This is a genomic window from Microvirga sp. RSM25 (genome assembly GCF_044784385.1).
Classification (GTDB): Bacteria; Pseudomonadota; Alphaproteobacteria; order Rhizobiales; family Beijerinckiaceae; genus Microvirga; species Microvirga tunisiensis.
Window position 1 is genome coordinate 651,456 of sequence record NZ_CP173040.1, and the last position, 19,877, is coordinate 671,332.

A 19,877-nucleotide genomic window follows, 5' to 3' on the forward strand; every position below is an offset into this window, starting at 1 on the left:
GCATCTCTAATCCATGCACTAGTGACAGTGATACGTCTTCTCACCTGAATGGCGGTGACACTCCTTCTTGCTCATTGCGTCACCGTGGGCCAATGCTGACATGGGCGCCAGCAAGAAGCTGAGAGTGATGATACTAATGAATACACGCATGCTGGTCTCCAGGTGTTTCGCCAAACCGATTGGCTGCTCATTCTAGGCTACGTTGGTCACATATGGCCCGGCCTCGCCTATACCCCAGCGCGAGGTGCGGCCAGCTACAAGGTAGCGAGACGAGAGTTCGTTCACACATGCGCAGCCTATCTGCCCAAGCACCAAGTCAAGCTCCTCACTCAGCAGGTTAATAACGCGGCGCGCACCGGCTTCACCCGCCGCAGCTACGCCAAACAGCGTAGCGCGTCCAACGAATGCAAAATCGGCGCCCAGACACCGCGCAATCGCGATATCAGCGCCCCGTCGAATGCCGCTATCGATAACCAGAATGGGCTTGGAGCCGACTGCGGCCCGAATCGAGGGCAAAGCATCAATACTTGGCATCACACGATCGATCTGCCGCCCGCCGTGATTCGAAACCCAGATGCCGTCCGCTCCTCGCTTTAAAGCATCCGACGCATCATCGGGATGCAGAATGCCCTTGACCAAAAGCTTGCCTTTCCAGAGCGAGCGAACCGTCTCAAGATCGCGCATTGTTTGCGTGGCATCGGGCGTCTCCTTTGCGAAAACCCGCGCAACCTCCATCGCAGATGCCGACGGCGGTGCGTAAGGTTCCCAGTTGCCAAGCTTGGGAAGCCCGCCTGAGGCGAGATAGCGAATGGTCCAGCCGGGATGGAGCGCTGCATCGATAACGGAGGCGACGGTCACGCGAGGCGGCAGTCCGAAGCCGTTGCGAATATTACGTGTACGCTTTGGCGTCACTGGCACGTCAACCGTTAGCACCAAAGTTTCAACACCAGAGCCAGCCGCGCGCTGGAGGAGATCCTTCGTGATAGCTCTATTACGCGCACCATAAACCTGAAACCAGACATTGCCTGGGGCCTCAGCGGCAACCTGCTCAATTGGTGCATTGCTGGCACCCGATAGTACAAAGGGGATACCGGCATCACGCGCCGCGCGGGCGAGCATGAGATCCGCGCCAGAACGGAAGATGGATGCAAAACCGGTCGGTGAAATCCCGAAGCAGCGGTCGTATTGTCGATCAAACAACGTTACGCTATGCTGGCGACACTCCACATCCCTGAAATAACGTGGGACGAAGGCATGACGCTGGAAAGCGCTGATATTTCCAGCAAGTGCCAACTCGTCCTCCACCCCTCCATCGATATAGTCAAAGACAACGCGCGGCATCTTCGCCTTGGAAATCAGGCGGAAGTCATCAATCGTGAGAGCATCACGCACTCGCACGTCTAAACCTCCGACGATTGTTGGCCGACACCGAGAATTTTCATTGCAGCAGTGGCGGCACCGAAGCCATTGTCAATATTGACGACGACTACTCCTGGCGCGCAACTCGCGAGAGCAGCCTTCAACGCAACCCGTCCTTCAGCCGCGACTCCGTAGCCAACCGATGTCGGAACTGCAATCACGGGCGCAGAGATCAACCCAGCTAAGACGCTAAACAGCGCTCCTTCCATGCCAGCGAATGCGATAACCACCCGACAGCGTCGAATGTCATCGATACGCTCCATCAGACGCCATAGGCCCGTGACACCCACATCGGCAATGCAGATTGCATCATGCCCCTGGAAGCCAAGTGTACGGCACGCTTCGACAACGATCGGGATATCCGACGTGCCAGCGCAAACAAGCCCGATACCAGATGGCTTCAGCGCAATTGGCCCACCCTGGACGGCTGTCTGGGACTCACAATCGTAGTCAAGCCCCGTGCGTACGTCAGACGGCAACGCTCCAAAAGAGCGCTCTTCAAGCCGGGTAAGGAAGATCCTGCGATCAAATTCGCGTGCCGCCCGTAAGATCGCTTCGATTTGCTTTGGCGATTTGTGCGCACAATAGACCGCTTCCGGAACGCCGGTACGTCGCTCGCGGTCCCAGTCAATCTGAAAGTCCGTTGCCATAATGTTAGCTCCGAATAAACATCGCGCCGCGACTATAGGCGCGGGTTCCGGCAAATGGGCGCCCCGCTTCGAGGCAGAGAGACAGGAGAGAGGCTTCCAGCTCCGCGGCTACGGATTCGGCCTCCGGCCCAAACTCTAGAATGACCCCGGCCCTAGCGACGCGGCAACGCACGGTTGAACCTGCCGGTGCGATCGCTGTAAGCCGTGCCTCGGCGCGCTCGACGAAGGCAAGATCCTCTGCGTCGATCGAAATGCCGGTTTCAACCCGGCTTGCGAGACACGGTTGCGCTGGCAGCTCCGCGAGGACCCCAAGACCGAGCGTACGGGCCATGGCGCGCACGTCGGCCTTGGCCATTTCCGCTTCGATGAAGGGATGCACCACCTGGCGCTCAGCGGCTGCCAGAAGACCTGGACGATAATCGCCGAGGTCATCTAGATTTGCACCTGATGCAATGCTGCCCGCTGTCAGATCACGGATCCGGTTATAAAGATTGGTCTTGCAGAAGTAACACCGGTTCTGGGGATTATCGCGATAACGGGGGTCGTCAAATTCTCCGGTATCCGTGATCGTCAACGGCCAACCTTCAACTCGTGCGAGCATCTCGATGCGCGCGGTCGCAGAGGCTGGAACCGCAGGCGACACCGCATGAATGGCACTCATCCGACCTGGCAGATGGCGGTGAGCAAAAGTCGCGAGTGTGAGGGAGTCGACGCCGCCACTCACGGCAACGGCTACATGTTCATGCTGAGCGAGAACCGTGATGAGCCTTTGTGCAGTTTCAATCACGACCACCTCGTTCCGCATACCGCTTTGCCTGTCTCCGCTCCTCGAGACTGTCGCCGGTTAGATGATCATTCTCAGCCTTTCGGCTCTCGCCAGCGGGCCGCCGGACCGTCTTCACACCTATGCTATCGAAACTCGATAGCTTGCGCTGGAGCACGCGGCGGCTCTCCATGCGGGATCGGAGGCCGATGGTGGAAGTCTCAGTGAAACAGCAGGCGATGACGCCTTCAGCCCGGTCAGGTCTGACCAGCAAAGAGAAGCTCTGCATCGGACGGTTCTTTTTCCCCCAGCGCTGTCCGATGGAAAGGTCGAGAACACCCTCCAAGGCGCGCAAGCGGTCTGCCGCCGTTCCGATCTCCTCACCAGTCATGTCGTCGATCTCAAACTTGAGAACGGTGACTTGGTCTTGCACTAGGTCCGGTGCTTCCTCAAACACGAGTGCGCGCAGGATATTGGGTATTCCCGGCAGCACTCGCGTGCCAGCTCCAGTCCCAGACGTGATTGATCGTCCCTCGACCTTGATGGCAGGCGGCCGGACAAGATGTTTCAAGATGGCCGCACCCGTGGGCGTGACGCGCTCACCAGCGATGCCATCGTCCCGCCATTCGAAACCTTCCAGAATTCGGGCCGTCGCTGGTGCGGGCACGGGCAGCAGGCCATGCTGCGTCCTGACAAGACCGCCGCCACGTGGCAGAGCCGATACGCTCCAGGTGAATTCTTCGAGTGCCGCCGCAAGACTGCCAGCAGCGACAACATCCAGGAGAGAGTCCCAATCGGCAATCTCGTGGAAATGCACCTGCTCAATCGGCACGCAGTGGATAAAAGCCTCCGCCTCGGCCAGGATCGTCAGGATCGAGATCGCGTGATCTGCTGTGCCGGGAGCCAGATGTGCCGCGCGAATACGCGCAACTATATTGCGAAAAGTGCCGTCATTTGAGGTGTGGTGAGTATGCTCGCTGTGTTCGTGGCGGTGCGTCGCAACCACTTCGGGCCCGTTATGGGCGTGACTGCCATGCCTGTGGGCGCCAGCAGGAGCATCGCTATTATCATGATGTGACGGGTGAGCATGCCCACCACCGCTGAGCCCGAACGACAAGGCACGAACGGCGCCACTCTGACGTTCTGCCAGTTCAGCAACTCCTGCCTGTGGCGGCAGGACGCTGGCAGCGTCTGCCATGACGCGCGGGCGCAGGTCAGGAAAGGCGTCGAGCAGCGCCCCCACGAACATGTCGCCGGCGATTCCACCAACCGCATCGAGATGGATGATGTTCATGTTGTCACCGGGCGGTACGCAGGCACCACGTAGGGGCCTTCCGGGATAAAGGCGACGGCACCGTCGCCATGGCGCGCGACGCTTTCTGCAATCGCATCGACCACTGAGCCAATTGTCTCAACGCCGGTGATCCGTCGCTCCGTAGCGTCGAGACCTGTGGTAAAGAGCTGGATCGTACCCGCACGCATTGGCTTCAGTTGCATTTCGGTCTGCCATTCATCGACCTCGGCGAGCGTCTTTGCCGTCAGTGTCGCGAGAAACCGATCCGGGCCGAGGTCAACCAACCTCTCCTGAGCAGCACGAAATTCGTCACTGCCGAACCCTTCAGAACATTCTGACGCTACAATCAATGTGCCGCCTGGTTCAAGGATGTCCAGCGGCGTTACCATGCTCTTGACCGTCTGGTAGTAGGTCTTGTCGAGCGGATATCCGGCGGCCGATGTTACAACCGTCTTGAACTTGCGCTCGACTGGAATCAGCGTCGCTACGGCGATGAATTCAACAGCCCTCAGGTGGCTCTCGATGATTTCGCCGAAGGTGACATAGGCTAGGCGGCGCTCCTCATCGAGCACCGTATTTAGGGCGTAAACCTCACCGATCTTTCGCACAATCTGCAGTTGCTCTTCATGCAGAGGATTGCCAACAAGGTTGCATTGAATCGCGAGGGGATCTTCCATGAAACGCGCAGAATGGAAGGTCCGGATCGTCTCGTGGCCAGCGACGCCCGGTGCTACAACTTTGCGTCCGCCAGACCAGCCAGCCATAAAGTGTGGTTCCACCAGACCAGTCGCGATACGAAGATCAGCATCGACAAACAGGCGGTTGATATGCACCGGCGTTCTGCGGGTTTCGGTCACGCCGAGATCAACATGATCGGCGCTGTTACGGGCATAGTGGTTCTCAACTCTCACATTCTCGAGAACCCAAGGATCGCCGATCAGCTCACTGAGCTCTTCACCGAGATTGGGACGATGCAGGCCAGTCGCGACCAGAACAGTGATGGCCGCCAGGGGAATACCACCCGCCACCAACGCCTCGATCATAGGTCTCAGGAAAAGTCCGTTCGGGACCGGGCGTGTGATATCGCATACAAGAATGCAAGCGCTCCTGCGGCTCTTCGCGAGCTCGGCAAGCGGCAGAGAGTTAATCGGGTTGGCGAAGGCATCGCGAACAGCGCCCAGGGGGTCGGGAAGCGGCGCAAGCACCTTTTTGCGCACAATGGTTGCCTGCACCTTCGCCGGAAGGGTGAGCGGCAATGTCCCGCGCCCAAAAGCAAGTTCGATGACATCGCCGCTCATGTTCAACCTCTCCTTAACCTTGGACAACATTCTGGCGCTGTTCGCCCAAGCCCTCGATCCCCAGGGTGACAACATCGCCGGGCTTCAGATAAATATTCGGTGTTTGACCCAGTCCCACGCCGGGCGGCGTGCCGGTAGAGATGACGTCGCCCGGCTGCAAGCTCATGAATTGTGAGAGATAGGACACCAGGTAGCGGACGCCGTAGACCATGGTCGCGGTTGAGCCATTCTGGAACTGACGGCCGTTGACATCGAGATGCATGGCAAGCTTCTGCGGGTCGGGGACCTCATCGGGAGTGACCAGCCAGGGTCCAATGGGACCGAACGTATCGGCCGACTTGCCCTTGGTCCACTGCCCCTGCCGCTCGGCTTGGAAGGCGCGCTCGGAAACGTCATTGATGAGACAATACCCGGCGATGTGGTCCATCGCGTCCGCTTCGGAGACATACTTCGCCTTTTTGCCGATAACGACGCCGAGTTCCACCTCCCAATCGGTCTTTTCCGAGCCGCGTGGGATCTCAATCGTATCGTTCGGTCCAACGATCGATGAGGTCGCCTTCATGAAGATGATCGGTTCCGGTGGCACCGTAGCACCAGTCTCAGCCGCATGATCTGAGTAGTTCAAGCCGATGCAGATAAATTTGCCGGTGCCCGCAACACAGGGGCCAAGTCTCGGATTACCCTCCACAATCGGCAACGTAGCGCGATCGATCGCTTTCAGCCGTTCAAGGCCCTCGGGCAGGAGAATTGCTCCTGCAATATCGGCGACAACGCCCGACAGGTCTCGGATCCGACCGTCGTTGTCGAGCAGTCCAGGCTTTTCTTGACCTGGGGAACCATAGCGCAACAGTTTCAACTGACTCTCCTCTCTTGTGATGCGTGACTAGTTGGACCAGCCGCCGTCGATGATGTGCGCTTGCCCGGTCGTGTAGCTGGCGGTGCCGAGATACAGTGCGAGGGCAGCGATTTCTTCTGGAGTGCCGATGCGCCCGATAGGCTGGCGCGCCACGAAGGCCTTTCGCGCCTGCTCATAGTCGCCCGTTGCACCCAATCGTTGCTCAAGTGAGGGACTCTCAACAGTACCGGGGCAAATTGCGTTGCATCGAATGCCGTGACTGACGTAGTCGGCGGCCACCGATTTCGTCAGCCCAATGACGGCGCCCTTTGTCGTCCCATAGACGAACCGATTTTGGACACCCTTAATCGAGCCCGCGACCGAGGCAATGTTAATGATGGAGCCATCGCGTTGCGCCAGCATGCCGGGGAGCACTGCCTTGATCGCGCGCATCATTGATTTCACATTGAGATCGAACGCGAAATCGAGGTCGCCTCGGGCGGCCTCGAGAATCGTACCCGCGTGCACGAAGCCGGCGCAGTTGCAGAGAATATCAACGGCTCCGATCTCCCCCACAAGGACGCTCACCGCATCATCGCTCAACACGTCCAACTTGCGGGGGATGATCCTGTCGCCTGTGGGCAGAGCAGACTCGTTGATATCGGTAGCCCAGACGTTCGCCCCGGCACCGGCATAGGCGAGTGCGATGGCGCGGCCGATGCCTTGTGCAGCGGCCGTCACGAGGACGGTCTTTCCGGAAACTGAAGTCATAAACTGAACTCCTTTAGGCGACAGTGAAACGCTCGATGGCATCACGGTCGACTTCAATGCCGAGGCCAGGTCCGGTTGGAATATCGACCCAGCCACCGTTGTGCTCAATCGGCTGTGAGAGAACCGCTTGTCGGAACGGGTGTTCAGAGCGGTCAAACTCTAACAGCGGCTCGCGTGGGGTGTGGCGCAGCGCCGTGGTCGGCAAGACGGCTAAAAGCTGCAGAGCGGCTGATAAGCCGATGCCAGTGCCCCAGACGTGTGGAACGTACCGGACCCCGAATGCGGCCGCCATATCGGCAATCTTCTTGCACTCGGAGAGGCCGCCAGCCGCGCACGTGTCCGGCTGCAGGATGTCGATCGAACGGGTGGTCAGGACGTTGAGGAAGCCCCAGCGCGTGAACTCGCACTCACCACCCGCGACAGGAATCGGCTGCCCTTGCCTTACCTCGCGGTAGCTGCCGAGATCTTCGGGCACGACCGGCTCCTCGAACCAGCCGATATTCTGATCGGCCACAAGCCGGCCAAGTTCGATGGCCTCCAGGGCGTCATAGCCGTGATTGGCGTCAAGCATCAGAGCCCTTTTGGGCCCGATGGCAGAGCGGACGGCACGGATCAGCGCTGCATCGGCCTCGACGTCAAAGCCGATCTTCAGCTTCACTGCGTTAAAGCCGTCTTCGGTGTAGCCACGCACTTCCTCAACGACGTAATCCATCGGATCGCCCGAGCCGCGTCGGTAAGTCCCGGTGGCATAGGCTTGCACTTTGGTGCGGAGTGGACCGCCCATAAGCTGATGGACTGGTCGGCCAAGCAGTTTGCCTTTGATATCCCAAAGCGCGATGTCGACGCCGCTGATCGCAGTGACGACCAGGCCCTTCTGCCCTTGATCGCGGAAGCGACTGTAGAGTGTTTGCCAGATCTGGTCGGTTGCCATCGCGTCGGCGCCGATCAAGTGCTTCCTGAAAGCAGCCACAACCGCTGCATTGAGGCGTGACGGTCCGAAGCATTCACCCCAGCCGATGGTGCCATCCTCAACCTCGATCTCAACGAGGCAGGACCCGCGCTTGTTTGTGCTGTCGAAAGACCAGGCGAAGGGCTCGGAAAGCTCTGCCTCCAGGACGTGGGTCCGTACGTCTACAATTCGCACCGTGGCTTCTCCTTAGCAGCACATCTTGACACCCCCTATATCAGCATCTAGCATCTAGCTGCAAGTTAAATGTGGGAGGACGGGAAGTTGATTAGACGTATCCTTGTTACAAGCCGACTGCCTGATGATTGCCGCAGCTTTGTTCCGGCTGGAGTCGAGTTGATCGAGGGTAACGATCTCTCCGTCCCGATGACGCGAGCCGAGGTGCTGTCGCGCCTTGCGGATGTCGACGCGCTGATCAACCAGAACGAACTCACCATCGATGAGGAGCTTCTTGGCGCTGCACCGAGGCTCAAGATCGTCGCCAATGCGACAGCCGGGTTCAACAACATGGATGTGCGGGCTATGGAAAGGCGCAGCGTTTGGGGCACCAACTGCCCGAACAGCTTCGCCTCGGCGACCGCTGACCATACGCTATGCCTGCTGCTTGCGGTATCACGCAGGCTGATCGAGGCTGATCGCTATGTCCGGTCAGGCAAGTGGGAATCCGATGGCTGGACGCCCGGTCGCTGGGACGGTATTTCGCTTGAGGGGCGCACGCTTGGCATCGTGGGCTATGGTCGTATTGGCCGGCAGGTGGCGCAACGCGCTGCTGCCTTTCAGATGACGATCCGGCACTGCGACGAGTATGCTCGGGACGAGAACTTCGTTCCCTTCGAAGAACTGCTCGCAATTGCTGACGTGCTGACACTCCATTGCCCCCTCACCGATGAAACGCACCACCTCCTCAACAGTCGGACATTGAAGCTGATGAAGCGTGGTGCGATCCTGCTCAACGTCTCGCGTGGGCCGGTCATCGAAAACCAGGCTCTGGTCGAAGCGCTCCGTTCAGGACATCTTGGTGGTGCAGGTCTCGATGTGTTCGAGTTCGAGCCTGCAGTGCCCGAGGCACTGCTTACAATGCAAAACGTTGTGCTCTCCCCGCATATCGGAGGCGGCACGGTGGAGAGTAAGCGCTCGGCATGGGCACAATGCTTTTCCAACATCGGCCAACTCATGTCGGGAGAAAAGCCAGCCACTCCCGTTACTTCCATTTAAAAAGTTAAGTAAGGGCCGTTCACGTGCGCATTACAGACATTGAAACAATTCGCGTTGCGGAGTTCCCGAATCTTGTTTGGGTCCGGCTGCAAACCGACGAGGGACTGACTGGTATCGGCGAAACTTACTTCGGCCCCGACGCCACTGAGGCGCACATCCACGCTGTTGTCGCGCCCTATTTGCTTGGTAAGGACCCCCGGCACATCAACCTGCACGGCGACTACATGCTCGGCTACCTGGGGCGCAGCGGATCCAGCGCCGAGCAACGCGGTCGTTCGGCAACCGACATCGCGCTATGGGACGTGTTCGCCAAGTCGCTCGGCGTGCCTCTCTATCACGTCCTGGGCGGGAAGGTCCGCGATACCCTCCCCGTCTACAACACTTGTGCGAACACGAACTACAACACGAAGCCGGCGGCAAGCCACAGCACCTTCGACTATGGCGTGGGACAGGGCCCGGCGCAGTTCGATGACACAGACGCATTCCTGAACCGTCCGACGGAGCTAGCCAGTAGTTTGCTGGAGATGGGGATCAAGGGCATGAAGATTTGGCCCTTCGACTTCCTCGGCGGGGACGTCGTTGATGGCAACATCTCCACCGAAGGTCTAAGGAAGGGCCTGCAGCCATTTCTCGATATCCGAAAGGCCTATGGCGACAGGATCGACCTGATGGTTGAGTTGCATGCGTTCTGGAACCTGCCAAGTGCGCGGCGCATCATCGAAGCGTTGCGTGAGGTCGAGCCCTCCTGGGTCGAGGACCCGGTGCCGCTCGACCAGATGGCGAGCCTCAGCCTGCTTCAGGCTGGCACCCCGCTGCGGATTGGCACCGGTGAAACCCTCGGTGGACTTGGCGCCTATAAGGCACTGATCGACTCGAACGGCTGTGGACTGGTGATCTACGATGTCTCCTGGAGCGGCGGCATCACGAATGCGCGTAAGGTAGCAGCCATGTCGGAGGCCGCCCATCTCTCTGTTGCCTTTCACGATTGCACGGGACCCGTCGTTCTGGCGGCAAGCACTCATCTCGCGCTTGCAACGCGCAACTGCTTCACTCAGGAAATCGCCCGCGGCTATTACTATACATGGTACAAAGATCTGGTGACTGAACTACCACCCGTAGTGGATGGCGCGATCACGGTACGCGAAGCACCGGGGCTTGGACTGGACTTACTTCCGGACCGACTCAGACGCGACGATGTGGCTATCCGCTGTTCTTCGCTGTAAGCGTGAGCCTTTTAGCCTTGTGCCTTGCTCTACCGCCTGGGTTAACGGCTTTGCAGTGGCAGGGTCGTTAGCTCAGAGATGGAGCCGCCGCTGAGAGACCCACCGGTATCGATAAAGGCTCTTCCCGGCCGATTGGCGAGCCCGATCCAGACTGGATCAGGACTCGCCACTCATGCGACCACGGGGTGTATCACAGTCGGGAAAGGCCGCACTCCGGATGTTCGCCGCGACACCAGCCACCTGAGTGATCAGGGATAGGTTCGGCGGCCACCAGGTCAGCCTTGTATTCGCCCACTGGTGGCTGATCAAAGAAGAGCTTCCTTGCCAATACCATCTTCGACCTCCGTCACACTGGTGCCGGGGGCGGACGCTGCCGTGCGATCACCGGCCGGGGCGTGTACATTCCTATTCAGTGACGTTGGGCGGCATTGTCAGTTGAAATGGGACATGCAGCCTCTCTGGTTGAGAAACACTGCAGCATGAGCAGCGCAGGCGCCGCGCCGTTGCCCTGAGCTGGGCAGATCGCCTCGGCGGCCTATACCGCTGCAGTGTGCCAATCGGTCCAAGGCTTGTTCATTCGCGGATACGACCGCAGGAGCGCAGCGCTTCGGAGCGTCGAGAGAATCTAGGTCAGCGAGCCAAGAGCTTCGATTCTGATCTCGACGGAGTGAGGAGCTTCGTCCAGCCAATAGGGCGTTGTCGCCGATCCCGAGAATATGATATCGCCGGCGTGCAAACGCATGCCGCGGCTTGCCTGGTCGGCAACCAGCCAACGCAGTGCATGAAGCGGGTTGCCCATGACGGTGCTGGTGACACCGGTTTCGACGACCCGCCCGTCGACCCGCACGTCAGCGGCAAGCTTTGATAGGTCGAGGTTGCGCCAATGATCGTTGGGCGGACCGACAACGAATGCAGCCTGGAAGAAGTCATCGGCGATCAAGGTCGGGAGGCCGCGGGCAAGCGGATCACCGTAGCGGTTAACAACAAGCTCGCAGCCGACAGCGCAACTTTGAATGGCATCCGTGAGCCGTTCGTCAGACAGGGCAGCTGGGTCGTCTATGTCTTTTCCAAGCAGCATAACGATCTCGCATTCGATCGCGAAGGGACGTGCAATGTTCCTGATTGCGCCGCCGATCGTTCTGTAACGGTCGGCCTCAAAGAGCCCGGCCCAGGTCGGATGATCGGTTCGTTGTGCGGCCTGTGTCTTTGATGTCGTGCAACCGATCTTATAGCCAACGCGGCGGTGACCCGTTGCAGCGAGCCCAGCGTGCACCCCGGCGAGCACGGCGTAGGCGGAGTCCGCGTCAGCGGGTTTGAGGGCTGCTGGAACCTCAGCCAAGCGAGAGGGACTAAGGCGTTGGTTGAGGAAAAACTCCACCTGACGGTCGAGCAACGTCGCTTGTTCTGCCATGTCCAAAGTTTACTTCTTAGAGGTGCCCGGACTCGCCATCATGTCGGTCCGAAATTCCATGGCGTTCTGGAAATGCGTGCGCACGGCTTCCTTCGTTGCTTCGACATCGCGCGATTTGATCGCCGCCACGATGGCGTCGTGCTCAGCCATAGAACGGCGCCAGCGCTCGCGCACGCGGGTGGTCCTCTGCCCCTTCTCAAAGCGGCGAAAAACCTGAACCATGGGCAAAGTGATAAAGAGCAGCAACGCCTTGAAGAACGGCCGACCGCTTAGCTCGGCGAGCTCCAGATGGAACAGAAGGTCGTCTTCGATTGTGCCCTTGCCGTCAAGGATGCGGTGCTTGACCTCGGCCGCCTTGGCCTCAAGGCGTTGGATCGCCGCATCATCCGCAGTCTCAGCGACGGTGGCGGCGAGCATCTCTTCGACAAAAGCACGGAATTGATAAACACTGTTGATGTCTTCTGTATCGATCGCAATGAAATCCGTGTCCATGACATTGGACAGGAGCGCGGTCAGTGCATCGCCACCGATGCCGGCAAGAAAGGTGCCGCTTTGCGGTACTGTGCGGATTAACCCAAAGGCCTCAAGCTTGGCGTAAGCCTTGGTGACAGCGGAACGGGAAACACCGAGTTGCTCGGCAAAACGGATCTCAGATGGCAGACGATCACCCGGCGAGAGGGCCCCGCTCCGGATCATCGCGTTGATGCGGTCGACAACGTCAGCGGAGGCATCAGGCTTTTCGCTCTTCTGTCGCCTCCCTCCGCTGACCTCGCTCAAGGCGAGACCCTTCGTGTCCATAGCTTTTCCTGAGGATGCCATTACCCGTCCTTAAACCAGGGCAGGCATAATCGCCTGCCCTGGCCTGTATAGTGCCTCTATTTCGCAGCACTCAGCGCCGCGATCTCTTTGTTTACAAGTACCATGAAGCCTTCGCCGAAGGAAGATCCCACCTCATCATAGACTGTCTTTGACTTTTCTTTGAAGCGCGCAACTTCCGTGGGCGAAACATCATTGACCTGCATGCCGTGCGCCTTAACATTCTCTACTGCTTTGCGTGCCATCTGCTGTGACACGCGACGCTCTTCATCACGGCCTTGGGCACCGCACTCCCGCAGCGCCTGCTGTTCTTCCGGAGCTAGCTGGTCGAACAGCTTCTTGGAGTAGAGTAGCGGAAGCGGGTTATACATATGGCCGGTCAAGGACAGGTACTTTTGGACTTCATAGATCTTGAGCGTATCGATATTAACGAGGGTATTATCCTGACCGTCGATCGCACCCGTCTCGAGGGCAGCAATGACTTCACCGAACGACATCGGCACTGCGGTGGCGCCGAAGGCCTTGAAGATCGCAATATGGATCGGGCTCGGCAGCACCCTCAACTTGCGGCCGGAGAGATTTTCCCATTTGGTAATGGGCAGCTTTGACATGGTCACATGCCGGAATCCATTCTCCCAATAGCCAAGGTTGATCAGACCTGCGGCTTCCAATTCCTTATTGATCTCGTTGCCGATCTTGCCGTCAAGCAGCTTATAGGCCTGCTCCTCGTTCTCAACGAGATAAGGCAAGTCGAATACGCCAGCCTTCGGCGCGATGCCGACGAGTGAAGAGGTGGCGGTAGTGACCATCTCGAGTGTACCGGCACGCAGAGCTTGCGTAGCCTGACCGTCGCTGCCGAGCGCGCCACCCCAGAACGGCTGCAGCTTCATCTTGCCGCCTGATTTTTCCGACAGGCACTGCGACATCTTCTTGAGGCCGGCTCCTACAGGGTGGATTTCCGTCACGGTGTTGGAGGCACGCAGTGTCCGGTTCTGAAACTCGGCATACGCCGAGCTTGTGACTGGCAGAGTGGCGATAAGAGCGACGGTTAACTTGGTGAACACTTTCATGGTCTTTCCTCCTTAAGTTATAGTTGCAAGTTAGTTGCGCAGCCAGCTTAATGGCTGCATGACAAGGTCCGGGAATAGTATCAGCATGATCAGCAGCAACGTTTGCGCTGTAACGAACGGTGTCACACCTCTGATCACTTTTCCCATCGGCACATGCGCGACACCGCACACGACATTCAGGACGATGCCAACGGGCGGCGTAATCAGACCGATTGCATTGTTCATGATGAACAGAACGCCGAAGTAGACTGGATTGATGCCCGCCTCGCGGACGATCGGCATCAGGATCGGCGTTAGGATCAGCACGGTGGGAGTGAAGTCCAATGCGGTCCCGATCACCCAGACGATAGCCATCATGACAACCATCAGAAGCAGGGGGCTTCCCATCAGCGGGCGGAGCAGGTCGGCGATCTCGCCCGGGATGTTGGCCTGAGTGATCAGCCATGCCGAGACAAGTGAGGCCGCGACCAGAAACATAACAGCTGCAGTCGTCTTGGCCGCCATGAGGCAGACACCAAAGAGCATTGAGAATTTGAGCTCTTTGTAGACGAAAAGGCCGAACACGAGCGCATAGGCGACAGCGATCACAGCGGCCTCAGTCGGTGTCGCGACGCCGGCTCGGATTGATCCGATCACAATGAGCGGCATCAACAGTGCGAAGAAGCCGTCGCGCAACGCAGCGAGGCGGCCGCGCATATCAATGCGCCCGGTGACAGCCATGGTCTCTTTGCGCGATACGATCGCCCAGGCAACGCCAATGGATAAGCCCATCAGGATACCCGGTGCGACTCCAGCCAGCATCAACTGGGGAATGGAAACGCCGGCCGCTACACCGAAAACGATGAATCCGATGGAAGGCGGTATGACAGGCGCAATGACGCCGCCGGCAGCAATCAGGCCGGTCGCGCGCGGCATATTGTAGCCCGCGTGGCGCATCATTGGAACGAGGATCGAAGCCAGCGCTGCGGTGTCTGCGGCAGCCGAACCCGACATCGCTGCCATAAGGACGGCCGCGATCACCGCGACGTACCCTAAACCTCCGCGGAAATGGCCAACGCACGCGACAGCAAACTGAATGATGCGGCGTGACAGGCCGCCGGCGTTCATCAACTCGCCAGCGAGAATGAAGAAGGGCACGGCGAGCAATTGGAAGTTGTCTGAGCCATCAATCATGTTCTGCGCGATGATCTGGGTGTCGAAAATACCCAGCCAGACCATCAGAACGATGCCACAGAACATCAGCGCGAATGCGATCGGTACGCCGATGGCCATTGAGCCAATCAGGGACGTGAGGAAGATCAGGATCGTCATTCCGTGTGACTCCGTATCGCGCCAACTTCGTCGTCGGTGAAGACGCCGGCGAAGCGGTCCAATTCCTCTTTGTGCAAGCGGCCCGTCAACGCGCGGATGAGACGCATCATCGTGATCAGGGCGATGGCGCCGCCACTAAACAGACCGATGCCATAGATCCAGGCGTAGGAGATGCCGGTGATCGGGGCGTAGTTGGTGGCGTTGATACCAAGGGATTTCCAGGTTCCTGAGAGGAAGAGCACGCTGCAGAGCAGGACAACCGCGTCGCTCAGGATGAGGAGAAGCAGGCGGCTTTTGGACGATACGGACGCCACGAAGATCTCGACGTTGAGGTGGGCGCCGTCGTGAGCCACGGCCGCCGCTCCGATGAAAGTCAGCCATACAAAAGCGAAGCGCGACAGTTCCTCAGAAAATTCAATACCGGAACTGAATGCGTAGCGCAGGATGACGTTGCCGAACACCATCAGGAACATCACCGCGATCAGTGCGACCAGCACAACCTCGATGCTTCGCCACAATAAACGGTTTAGTTGTAGCATGATTTCACTCCCTCATTAGACACTAGATGCTAGATACTAGACTGTCAATGTGCATGGTGTAAAAGGAGGTGATGCACTTTCCGGTCACTGCTGGAGACCAGACGGAGGACGAGCTATGGCAGCCTTTGACGTGAATACTGGGGTCACCTTTGATCCGAAACGTTTTCTCGTTTCATTATTCCAAGCCGCCGTTGCGGCGGCCGACCCGGATCGGATTATTGCGACGCACCTGCCGCCAAAGCCCCGCGGGCGCACGATCGTCATCGGAGCCGGTAAGGGGGCGGCGCAAATGGCCGCTGCGCTGGAACAGGCTTGGCCGGGCCCACTCGAAGGAAGTGTTGTAACGCGCTACGGCTTTTCCGCGCCGACACAGAATATTGAGGTCCTGGAAGCTGCGCATCCAGTGCCGGACGAAGCGGGGTTGCGGGCATCGCAGCGCCTGCTCCAGCGCGTCAGCGGGCTAACCAGGGACGATCTCGTGATCGCCCTGATCTGCGGCGGTGGCTCGGCATTGCTACCGGCGCCGGCGACCGGGTTGACGCTTGCGGACGAGATCGCAGTCAACGAGGCTCTGCTTGCATCGGGCGCGCCGATCTCGGCGATGAACACGATCCGCAAGCATATCTCGGCAATCAAGGGCGGGCGGCTAGCAGCGGCGGCGTATCCGGCCAAGGTGGTGTCGCTGATCGTATCGGACATCCCGGGTGACAATCCAGCGTTGGTCGCATCCGGCCCGACCATACCGGACGGGTCTGATCGCAATGATGCATTGGCTTTGATCGGGGCTTACGGAATAAGGCTGCCCAGTGTCGTCATGACGCATTTGAAGTCGCCCGAGGCCAACGCGCCGCGGCCGGACGACCCATGTTTCGCGGACAATGAGGTGCATATCATCGCCTCCGCTGGGGTATCGCTTGAAGCGGCAGCGGCTGCATCACGTCGGCAGGGAATCGAAGCGGTGATCCTTTCAGATGCGATCGAAGGTGAAGCGCGCGACGTTGGTTCAGTCCATGCCGCAATCGCTCGTGAGGTTGCAACGAAGCAGCGCCCGTTCCGGAAGCCCGTGGTGATCTTGTCCGGCGGGGAAACGACCGTCACCCTAAAGGCTAAGGGTAAAGGAGGCCGCAACAGCGAATTCCTGCAATCCTTCGCGCTCGGTATTGCAGGCGTGCAAGGCATTGATGCCCTGGCGGCTGATACCGACGGAATCGATGGTTCGGAGAATAATGCCGGGGCTTTCTGCAATGGCTCAACAGTAGCTCGCATGCGCTCAGCTGGTATTGACGCGAAGGTAGCGCTGGCCGACAACAATACTTGGACGGCATTTCAGGCTATTGATGACCTGTTCGTGCCAGGCCCAACCGGGACCAATGTAAATGATTTGCGGGCGATCCTGGTTCGAGAGGCCGATATGTGTTGATCGAATGATCTAATGATCTTCACGAAGGTGGTGTAACATAGGGCGGTGTCGATCCTCGTGAGGAGGTGTGCGATGGAGGACATCGTTTGGCGTCCGGCGCATCTGACACCGGAGCAGATGGAGGAGCGCCGTCTGGCGGCCGCGAGACTGTTGGGGCAGGGCCGGTTCTCCCAGGCCGAGATTGCCCGGCAGCTGGGTGTCAGTCGCGCCAGTGTCTCCCGTTGGGCCGCCACCCTGGCTCAGCAGGGCCGGCGCGGATTGGTCACCCGCGTCCGAACAGGACGAGAGCCCCGGCTCGATGAGGCGGCCTGGGCCCATCTGGGACGGCTTCTGGATCGGGGCGCCATGGCGGCGGGCTTTGCCACCGAGCGCTGGACCCTCCAGCGCATCGCAGCGCTGGTCGAGCGCGAGTTTGGCGTTCACTACCATCCGCGCTATCTGGAGCGGCCGCTGAAGGCTCATGGCTTCAGCGTGCAGCGTCCCGCCACCCGGGCTAAGGAGCGCGACGAGCTCGTGATCGCGGTCTGGCCCAAGCGCGAGTGGGTTGTTTTAAAAAGAAGGCCCAGCGGGAAGGCCGCACGCTCCTTCTTTGGGACGAGACGGGTCACAGCTTCCGGGCCCGACCGGGCACCACCTGGGCGCGGCGTGGGATGACCCCGGTGCTGCGGCGCCTGAGCAAGCGGCGGGAGGTGTCGAGCATCGTGGCGATCACCCCAAACGGGCGGCTGTATGCCCGCCACTTCCGCACCAGCGTCACGAGCCCGACCGTGATCTCGGCCTTGCGGTATTTTCGGCGCAGAATCGGCACGCCGCTGCTGGTGGTCTGGGATCGGCTCAACGCCCATCGATCACAGGTCACCACTGCCTTCATCGCGGCTCATGCGCAGGACTTCGCAATCGCCTACCTGCCGGCCTATGCACCCGAACTCAATCCGGAGGAGCAGTGCAATGCGTTCGTCAAGCGAGCTATGGAGAATGCATTACCCGGATCCGTCGACGACCTGCACCGTCTGGTGCGTCTTGAGTTCGTCCGCCTGCAGCGACGACCCAAGATGATCGTCAGCTTCTTTCGACACGCAGGCCTCTCCGTCACAGGACATTCGTGAAGATCATTAATGCATCGTCTTGTTGGACTTCCTTCGAAAAATGGAGAGCCTCTCACGAAGCAAGAGGATCGCAATGCCTCACACGCTGGCACCGGCAGATTAACCGGAGGGTGACCGGGTTGAGGCATACGTAAGAGATGGAATTGATCCGTCTTCCTCGTTGCCCTCGCCTCCGCTTCCCGGCTGAAGTGATCAGCTATACCATCTGGTTGTACTTCCGTTTTCCCTTGGGCCTGCGCATGGTCGAGGAGATGCTCGCCGCCCAAGGCATCTTGGTTAGCTATAAGACCGTCCGGCACTGGGCGCTGAAGTTTGGCCAGAACTTTGCCAAGCAGATCCGCCGTCAACTTCTAGCTGCCCGCGACACATGGGACTTGGACGAGCCTGCCATCAGCGTGCAGGCCGGAAGCAGTGACTCTGGAGAGCCGCGGATCAACATGGGGTCGCGCTAGACATCTTGGTCCAGAGTGGCCGTAATGCTAAGCGGCCAAACGCCTACTACGGAAGTTGCTCAAGAAAAAGGGCATTGCTCCGCGCGTGATTATCACAGCTAAACTTGCCAGTTATCCCGTCGCGAAGAGGGCAGTGATAGAGGGCTTGGAGCACCGGCAGCATCGCGGCTTGAACAATCGCGCAGAGAACAGTCATCAACCGACCGACGACGGGAGCGCATCATGGAGTGCTTCAAGTCCGCCGCGAAGACCTTTATTACCGGCTGAATGTCGTGACCCTTTCGATCCCTCCCTTGCGCGAACGGCGCGATGACATCGCTCTTCTCTTCGCGCATTTCCTCTCCCGTGCTGCCAGACGCTTCAGTCGCGACATCCCGGCCATTGACGGCGCAACGCACCGTTACTTGATGAACCATCACTGGCCCGGCAATGCGCGCGAACTGGCCCATTTCGCTGACCGGGTCGCGCTGGGCGTCGCCGCTCCGGCGGCCTCTGTCTGCCAAATCGACCTGCAGGAACCCCTACCCAAGCGACTGGAGCGCTATGAGGCAACACTAATCCGAGAAACGCTTGCGGCCCATAATGGCAATGAGCAGGAAACGATCAAAGCTCTCGGCATTCCGCGCAAGACCTTCTACGACAAAATGCAACGTCATGGAATTAATCGCGCTGACTACCGCTTCAGCTGCGATGAGGATTGAAACCGTGGCGCTCGGGTGGGGAGCAAAGGCGTGTAGCGGTTTTGACGCGGAGAGATTTCAGGCGAGCACATGATCATGTGCTGCTGCGGGCGTCGCGAATACTGCAATGTGTCACGCGGCCTTCAGGGCGGTCGATGCAAACTCCTGCGCCTGCGCTTATTTCTTCCCTCGATCCAACAGCTTTTGGGGAGTAATCGGAATATGCTTGGCTCCTGCTGACATTTTACCGAATTCCTTTGCCGTGCCAAGCGCCGCCACATTCCCGCGCAAGGCGCTCTGAGTGTTGAGGTCATCGCCTATGGAGTCAAACCAGCGGAAGGTCCTGCCGGAGAATTCTGCGAGCGGCGAGTACGATGGTTCCGGCACAAATCCGGGAGAGGGATGAGAAAGTCGAAAGATCTGATGTAGACGTCGCCCAACGGGCTTTGGCGCAGTGGAGGTGTTGAGCACCCCTTAGAGGTGTCTATGATCACGCGCGAGAACGGGTCGTTTGCCGGCTCCGACGGCAGCGGCAGATGGGCTGCGATCGCCAGCCTTTTGACAACGGACAAATTGAACAATGGCGATGCCACGCCTGGCTCACACAGACCCTTGAGCACACCGCGCCTCCTTGGAG

At 59.1% G+C, this 19,877-nt stretch carries 20 protein-coding genes and 1 pseudogene; 8 read left to right on the top strand and 13 right to left on the bottom strand.

Annotation, left to right across the window (positions count from 1 at the left end; all coding sequences use genetic code 11):
- Window positions 1-192: 192 nt before the first annotated feature.
- From ACD578_RS29155 to ACD578_RS29190, 8 genes are read right to left on the bottom strand one after another with little or no spacing between them, the layout of a single operon-like run.
- Window positions 193-1,392, bottom strand: a complete 1,200-nt coding sequence (locus ACD578_RS29155) for an alpha-hydroxy acid oxidase (RefSeq protein ID WP_404294400.1) — start codon at window positions 1,390-1,392, stop codon at window positions 193-195.
- An 8-nt stretch (window positions 1,393-1,400) separates the two neighbouring features.
- Window positions 1,401-2,069, bottom strand: a complete 669-nt coding sequence (gene larB / locus ACD578_RS29160; RefSeq protein ID WP_404294403.1) for a nickel pincer cofactor biosynthesis protein LarB — start codon at window positions 2,067-2,069, stop codon at window positions 1,401-1,403.
- Window positions 2,070-2,073: 4 nt separating this feature from the next.
- Window positions 2,074-2,856 (bottom strand): adenine nucleotide alpha hydrolase, encoded by a 783-nt coding sequence (locus ACD578_RS29165; RefSeq protein WP_404294406.1) that lies wholly within the window; start codon window positions 2,854-2,856, stop codon window positions 2,074-2,076.
- Window positions 2,849-4,126: a LarC family nickel insertion protein gene (locus ACD578_RS29170; RefSeq protein ID WP_404294409.1), complete on the bottom strand. Its 1,278-nt coding sequence runs from the start codon at window positions 4,124-4,126 to the stop codon at window positions 2,849-2,851. The genes ACD578_RS29165 and ACD578_RS29170 overlap by 8 nt, the downstream gene beginning before the upstream one ends.
- The gene (gene larA, locus ACD578_RS29175) at window positions 4,123-5,424 is read right to left on the bottom strand and encodes a nickel-dependent lactate racemase (RefSeq protein ID WP_404294411.1); all 1,302 of its coding nucleotides are present in this window, start codon (window positions 5,422-5,424) and stop codon (window positions 4,123-4,125) included. The genes ACD578_RS29170 and larA overlap by 4 nt, the downstream gene beginning before the upstream one ends.
- A gap of 13 nt (window positions 5,425-5,437) precedes the next feature.
- On the bottom strand, window positions 5,438-6,280 hold the full coding sequence (locus ACD578_RS29180; protein ID WP_404294413.1) for a fumarylacetoacetate hydrolase family protein: 843 nt from the start codon (window positions 6,278-6,280) through the stop codon (window positions 5,438-5,440).
- Between the two features lie 27 nt (window positions 6,281-6,307).
- Entirely contained in the window at window positions 6,308-7,030 is a 723-nt protein-coding gene (locus tag ACD578_RS29185; RefSeq protein WP_404295529.1) for an SDR family oxidoreductase, read from the bottom strand.
- A 13-nt stretch (window positions 7,031-7,043) separates the two neighbouring features.
- A complete protein-coding gene (locus ACD578_RS29190) occupies window positions 7,044-8,174 on the bottom strand; it encodes a mandelate racemase/muconate lactonizing enzyme family protein (protein ID WP_404294415.1) in 1,131 nt (376 codons plus the stop codon).
- Between the two features lie 69 nt (window positions 8,175-8,243).
- Here ACD578_RS29190 and ACD578_RS29195 point away from each other — a divergent pair, with 69 nt between their 5' ends.
- Complete coding sequence (locus tag ACD578_RS29195) at window positions 8,244-9,212, top strand: 2-hydroxyacid dehydrogenase (RefSeq protein ID WP_404294417.1); 969 nt, start codon at window positions 8,244-8,246, stop codon at window positions 9,210-9,212.
- 23 nt (window positions 9,213-9,235) lie between these two features.
- A complete protein-coding gene (locus ACD578_RS29200) occupies window positions 9,236-10,435 on the top strand; it encodes a mandelate racemase/muconate lactonizing enzyme family protein (protein ID WP_404294419.1) in 1,200 nt (399 codons plus the stop codon).
- A 625-nt stretch (window positions 10,436-11,060) separates the two neighbouring features.
- Here the strand turns inward: ACD578_RS29200 and ACD578_RS29205 are convergent.
- From ACD578_RS29205 to ACD578_RS29225, 5 genes are all read right to left on the bottom strand, one after another.
- A complete protein-coding gene (locus ACD578_RS29205) occupies window positions 11,061-11,846 on the bottom strand; it encodes a 2-keto-4-pentenoate hydratase (protein ID WP_404294421.1) in 786 nt (261 codons plus the stop codon).
- A gap of 9 nt (window positions 11,847-11,855) precedes the next feature.
- The gene (locus tag ACD578_RS29210; RefSeq protein ID WP_404294422.1) at window positions 11,856-12,623 is read right to left on the bottom strand and encodes a FadR/GntR family transcriptional regulator; all 768 of its coding nucleotides are present in this window, start codon (window positions 12,621-12,623) and stop codon (window positions 11,856-11,858) included.
- Between the two features lie 98 nt (window positions 12,624-12,721).
- Window positions 12,722-13,732 (bottom strand): DctP family TRAP transporter solute-binding subunit, encoded by a 1,011-nt coding sequence (locus ACD578_RS29215; protein ID WP_404294424.1) that lies wholly within the window; start codon window positions 13,730-13,732, stop codon window positions 12,722-12,724.
- A 30-nt stretch (window positions 13,733-13,762) separates the two neighbouring features.
- On the bottom strand, window positions 13,763-15,043 hold the full coding sequence (locus ACD578_RS29220; RefSeq protein WP_404294425.1) for a TRAP transporter large permease subunit: 1,281 nt from the start codon (window positions 15,041-15,043) through the stop codon (window positions 13,763-13,765).
- On the bottom strand, window positions 15,040-15,582 hold the full coding sequence (locus ACD578_RS29225) for a TRAP transporter small permease (RefSeq protein ID WP_404294428.1): 543 nt from the start codon (window positions 15,580-15,582) through the stop codon (window positions 15,040-15,042). Before ACD578_RS29225 ends, ACD578_RS29220 begins: the two co-directional genes overlap by 4 nt.
- 115 nt (window positions 15,583-15,697) lie before the next feature.
- On the opposite strand from ACD578_RS29225, the gene ACD578_RS29230 reads away from it, so the two are divergent.
- The 6 genes and pseudogenes from ACD578_RS29230 to ACD578_RS29255 form a co-directional block, all read left to right on the top strand.
- The gene (locus ACD578_RS29230; protein ID WP_404294430.1) at window positions 15,698-17,002 is read left to right on the top strand and encodes a glycerate kinase; all 1,305 of its coding nucleotides are present in this window, start codon (window positions 15,698-15,700) and stop codon (window positions 17,000-17,002) included.
- A gap of 72 nt (window positions 17,003-17,074) precedes the next feature.
- Window positions 17,075-17,656 carry a winged helix-turn-helix domain-containing protein gene (locus tag ACD578_RS29235; protein ID WP_404294432.1) on the top strand — a complete coding sequence of 194 codons (582 nt, stop codon included), beginning with the start codon at window positions 17,075-17,077 and terminating at the stop codon, window positions 17,654-17,656.
- Window positions 17,542-18,108: a transposase gene (locus tag ACD578_RS29240; protein WP_404294435.1), complete on the top strand. Its 567-nt coding sequence runs from the start codon at window positions 17,542-17,544 to the stop codon at window positions 18,106-18,108. Before ACD578_RS29235 ends, ACD578_RS29240 begins: the two co-directional genes overlap by 115 nt.
- A gap of 137 nt (window positions 18,109-18,245) precedes the next feature.
- Window positions 18,246-18,560 carry a hypothetical protein gene (locus ACD578_RS29245; RefSeq protein WP_404294438.1) on the top strand — a complete coding sequence of 105 codons (315 nt, stop codon included), beginning with the start codon at window positions 18,246-18,248 and terminating at the stop codon, window positions 18,558-18,560.
- A gap of 85 nt (window positions 18,561-18,645) precedes the next feature.
- Window positions 18,646-18,873: a hypothetical protein gene (locus ACD578_RS29250; RefSeq protein ID WP_404295531.1), complete on the top strand. Its 228-nt coding sequence runs from the start codon at window positions 18,646-18,648 to the stop codon at window positions 18,871-18,873.
- Window positions 18,803-19,261, top strand: a pseudogene (locus tag ACD578_RS29255) (helix-turn-helix domain-containing protein); the annotation flags it as partial. The gene ACD578_RS29250 and the pseudogene ACD578_RS29255, both read left to right, overlap by 71 nt.
- Between the last annotated feature and the right edge of the window lie 616 nt (window positions 19,262-19,877).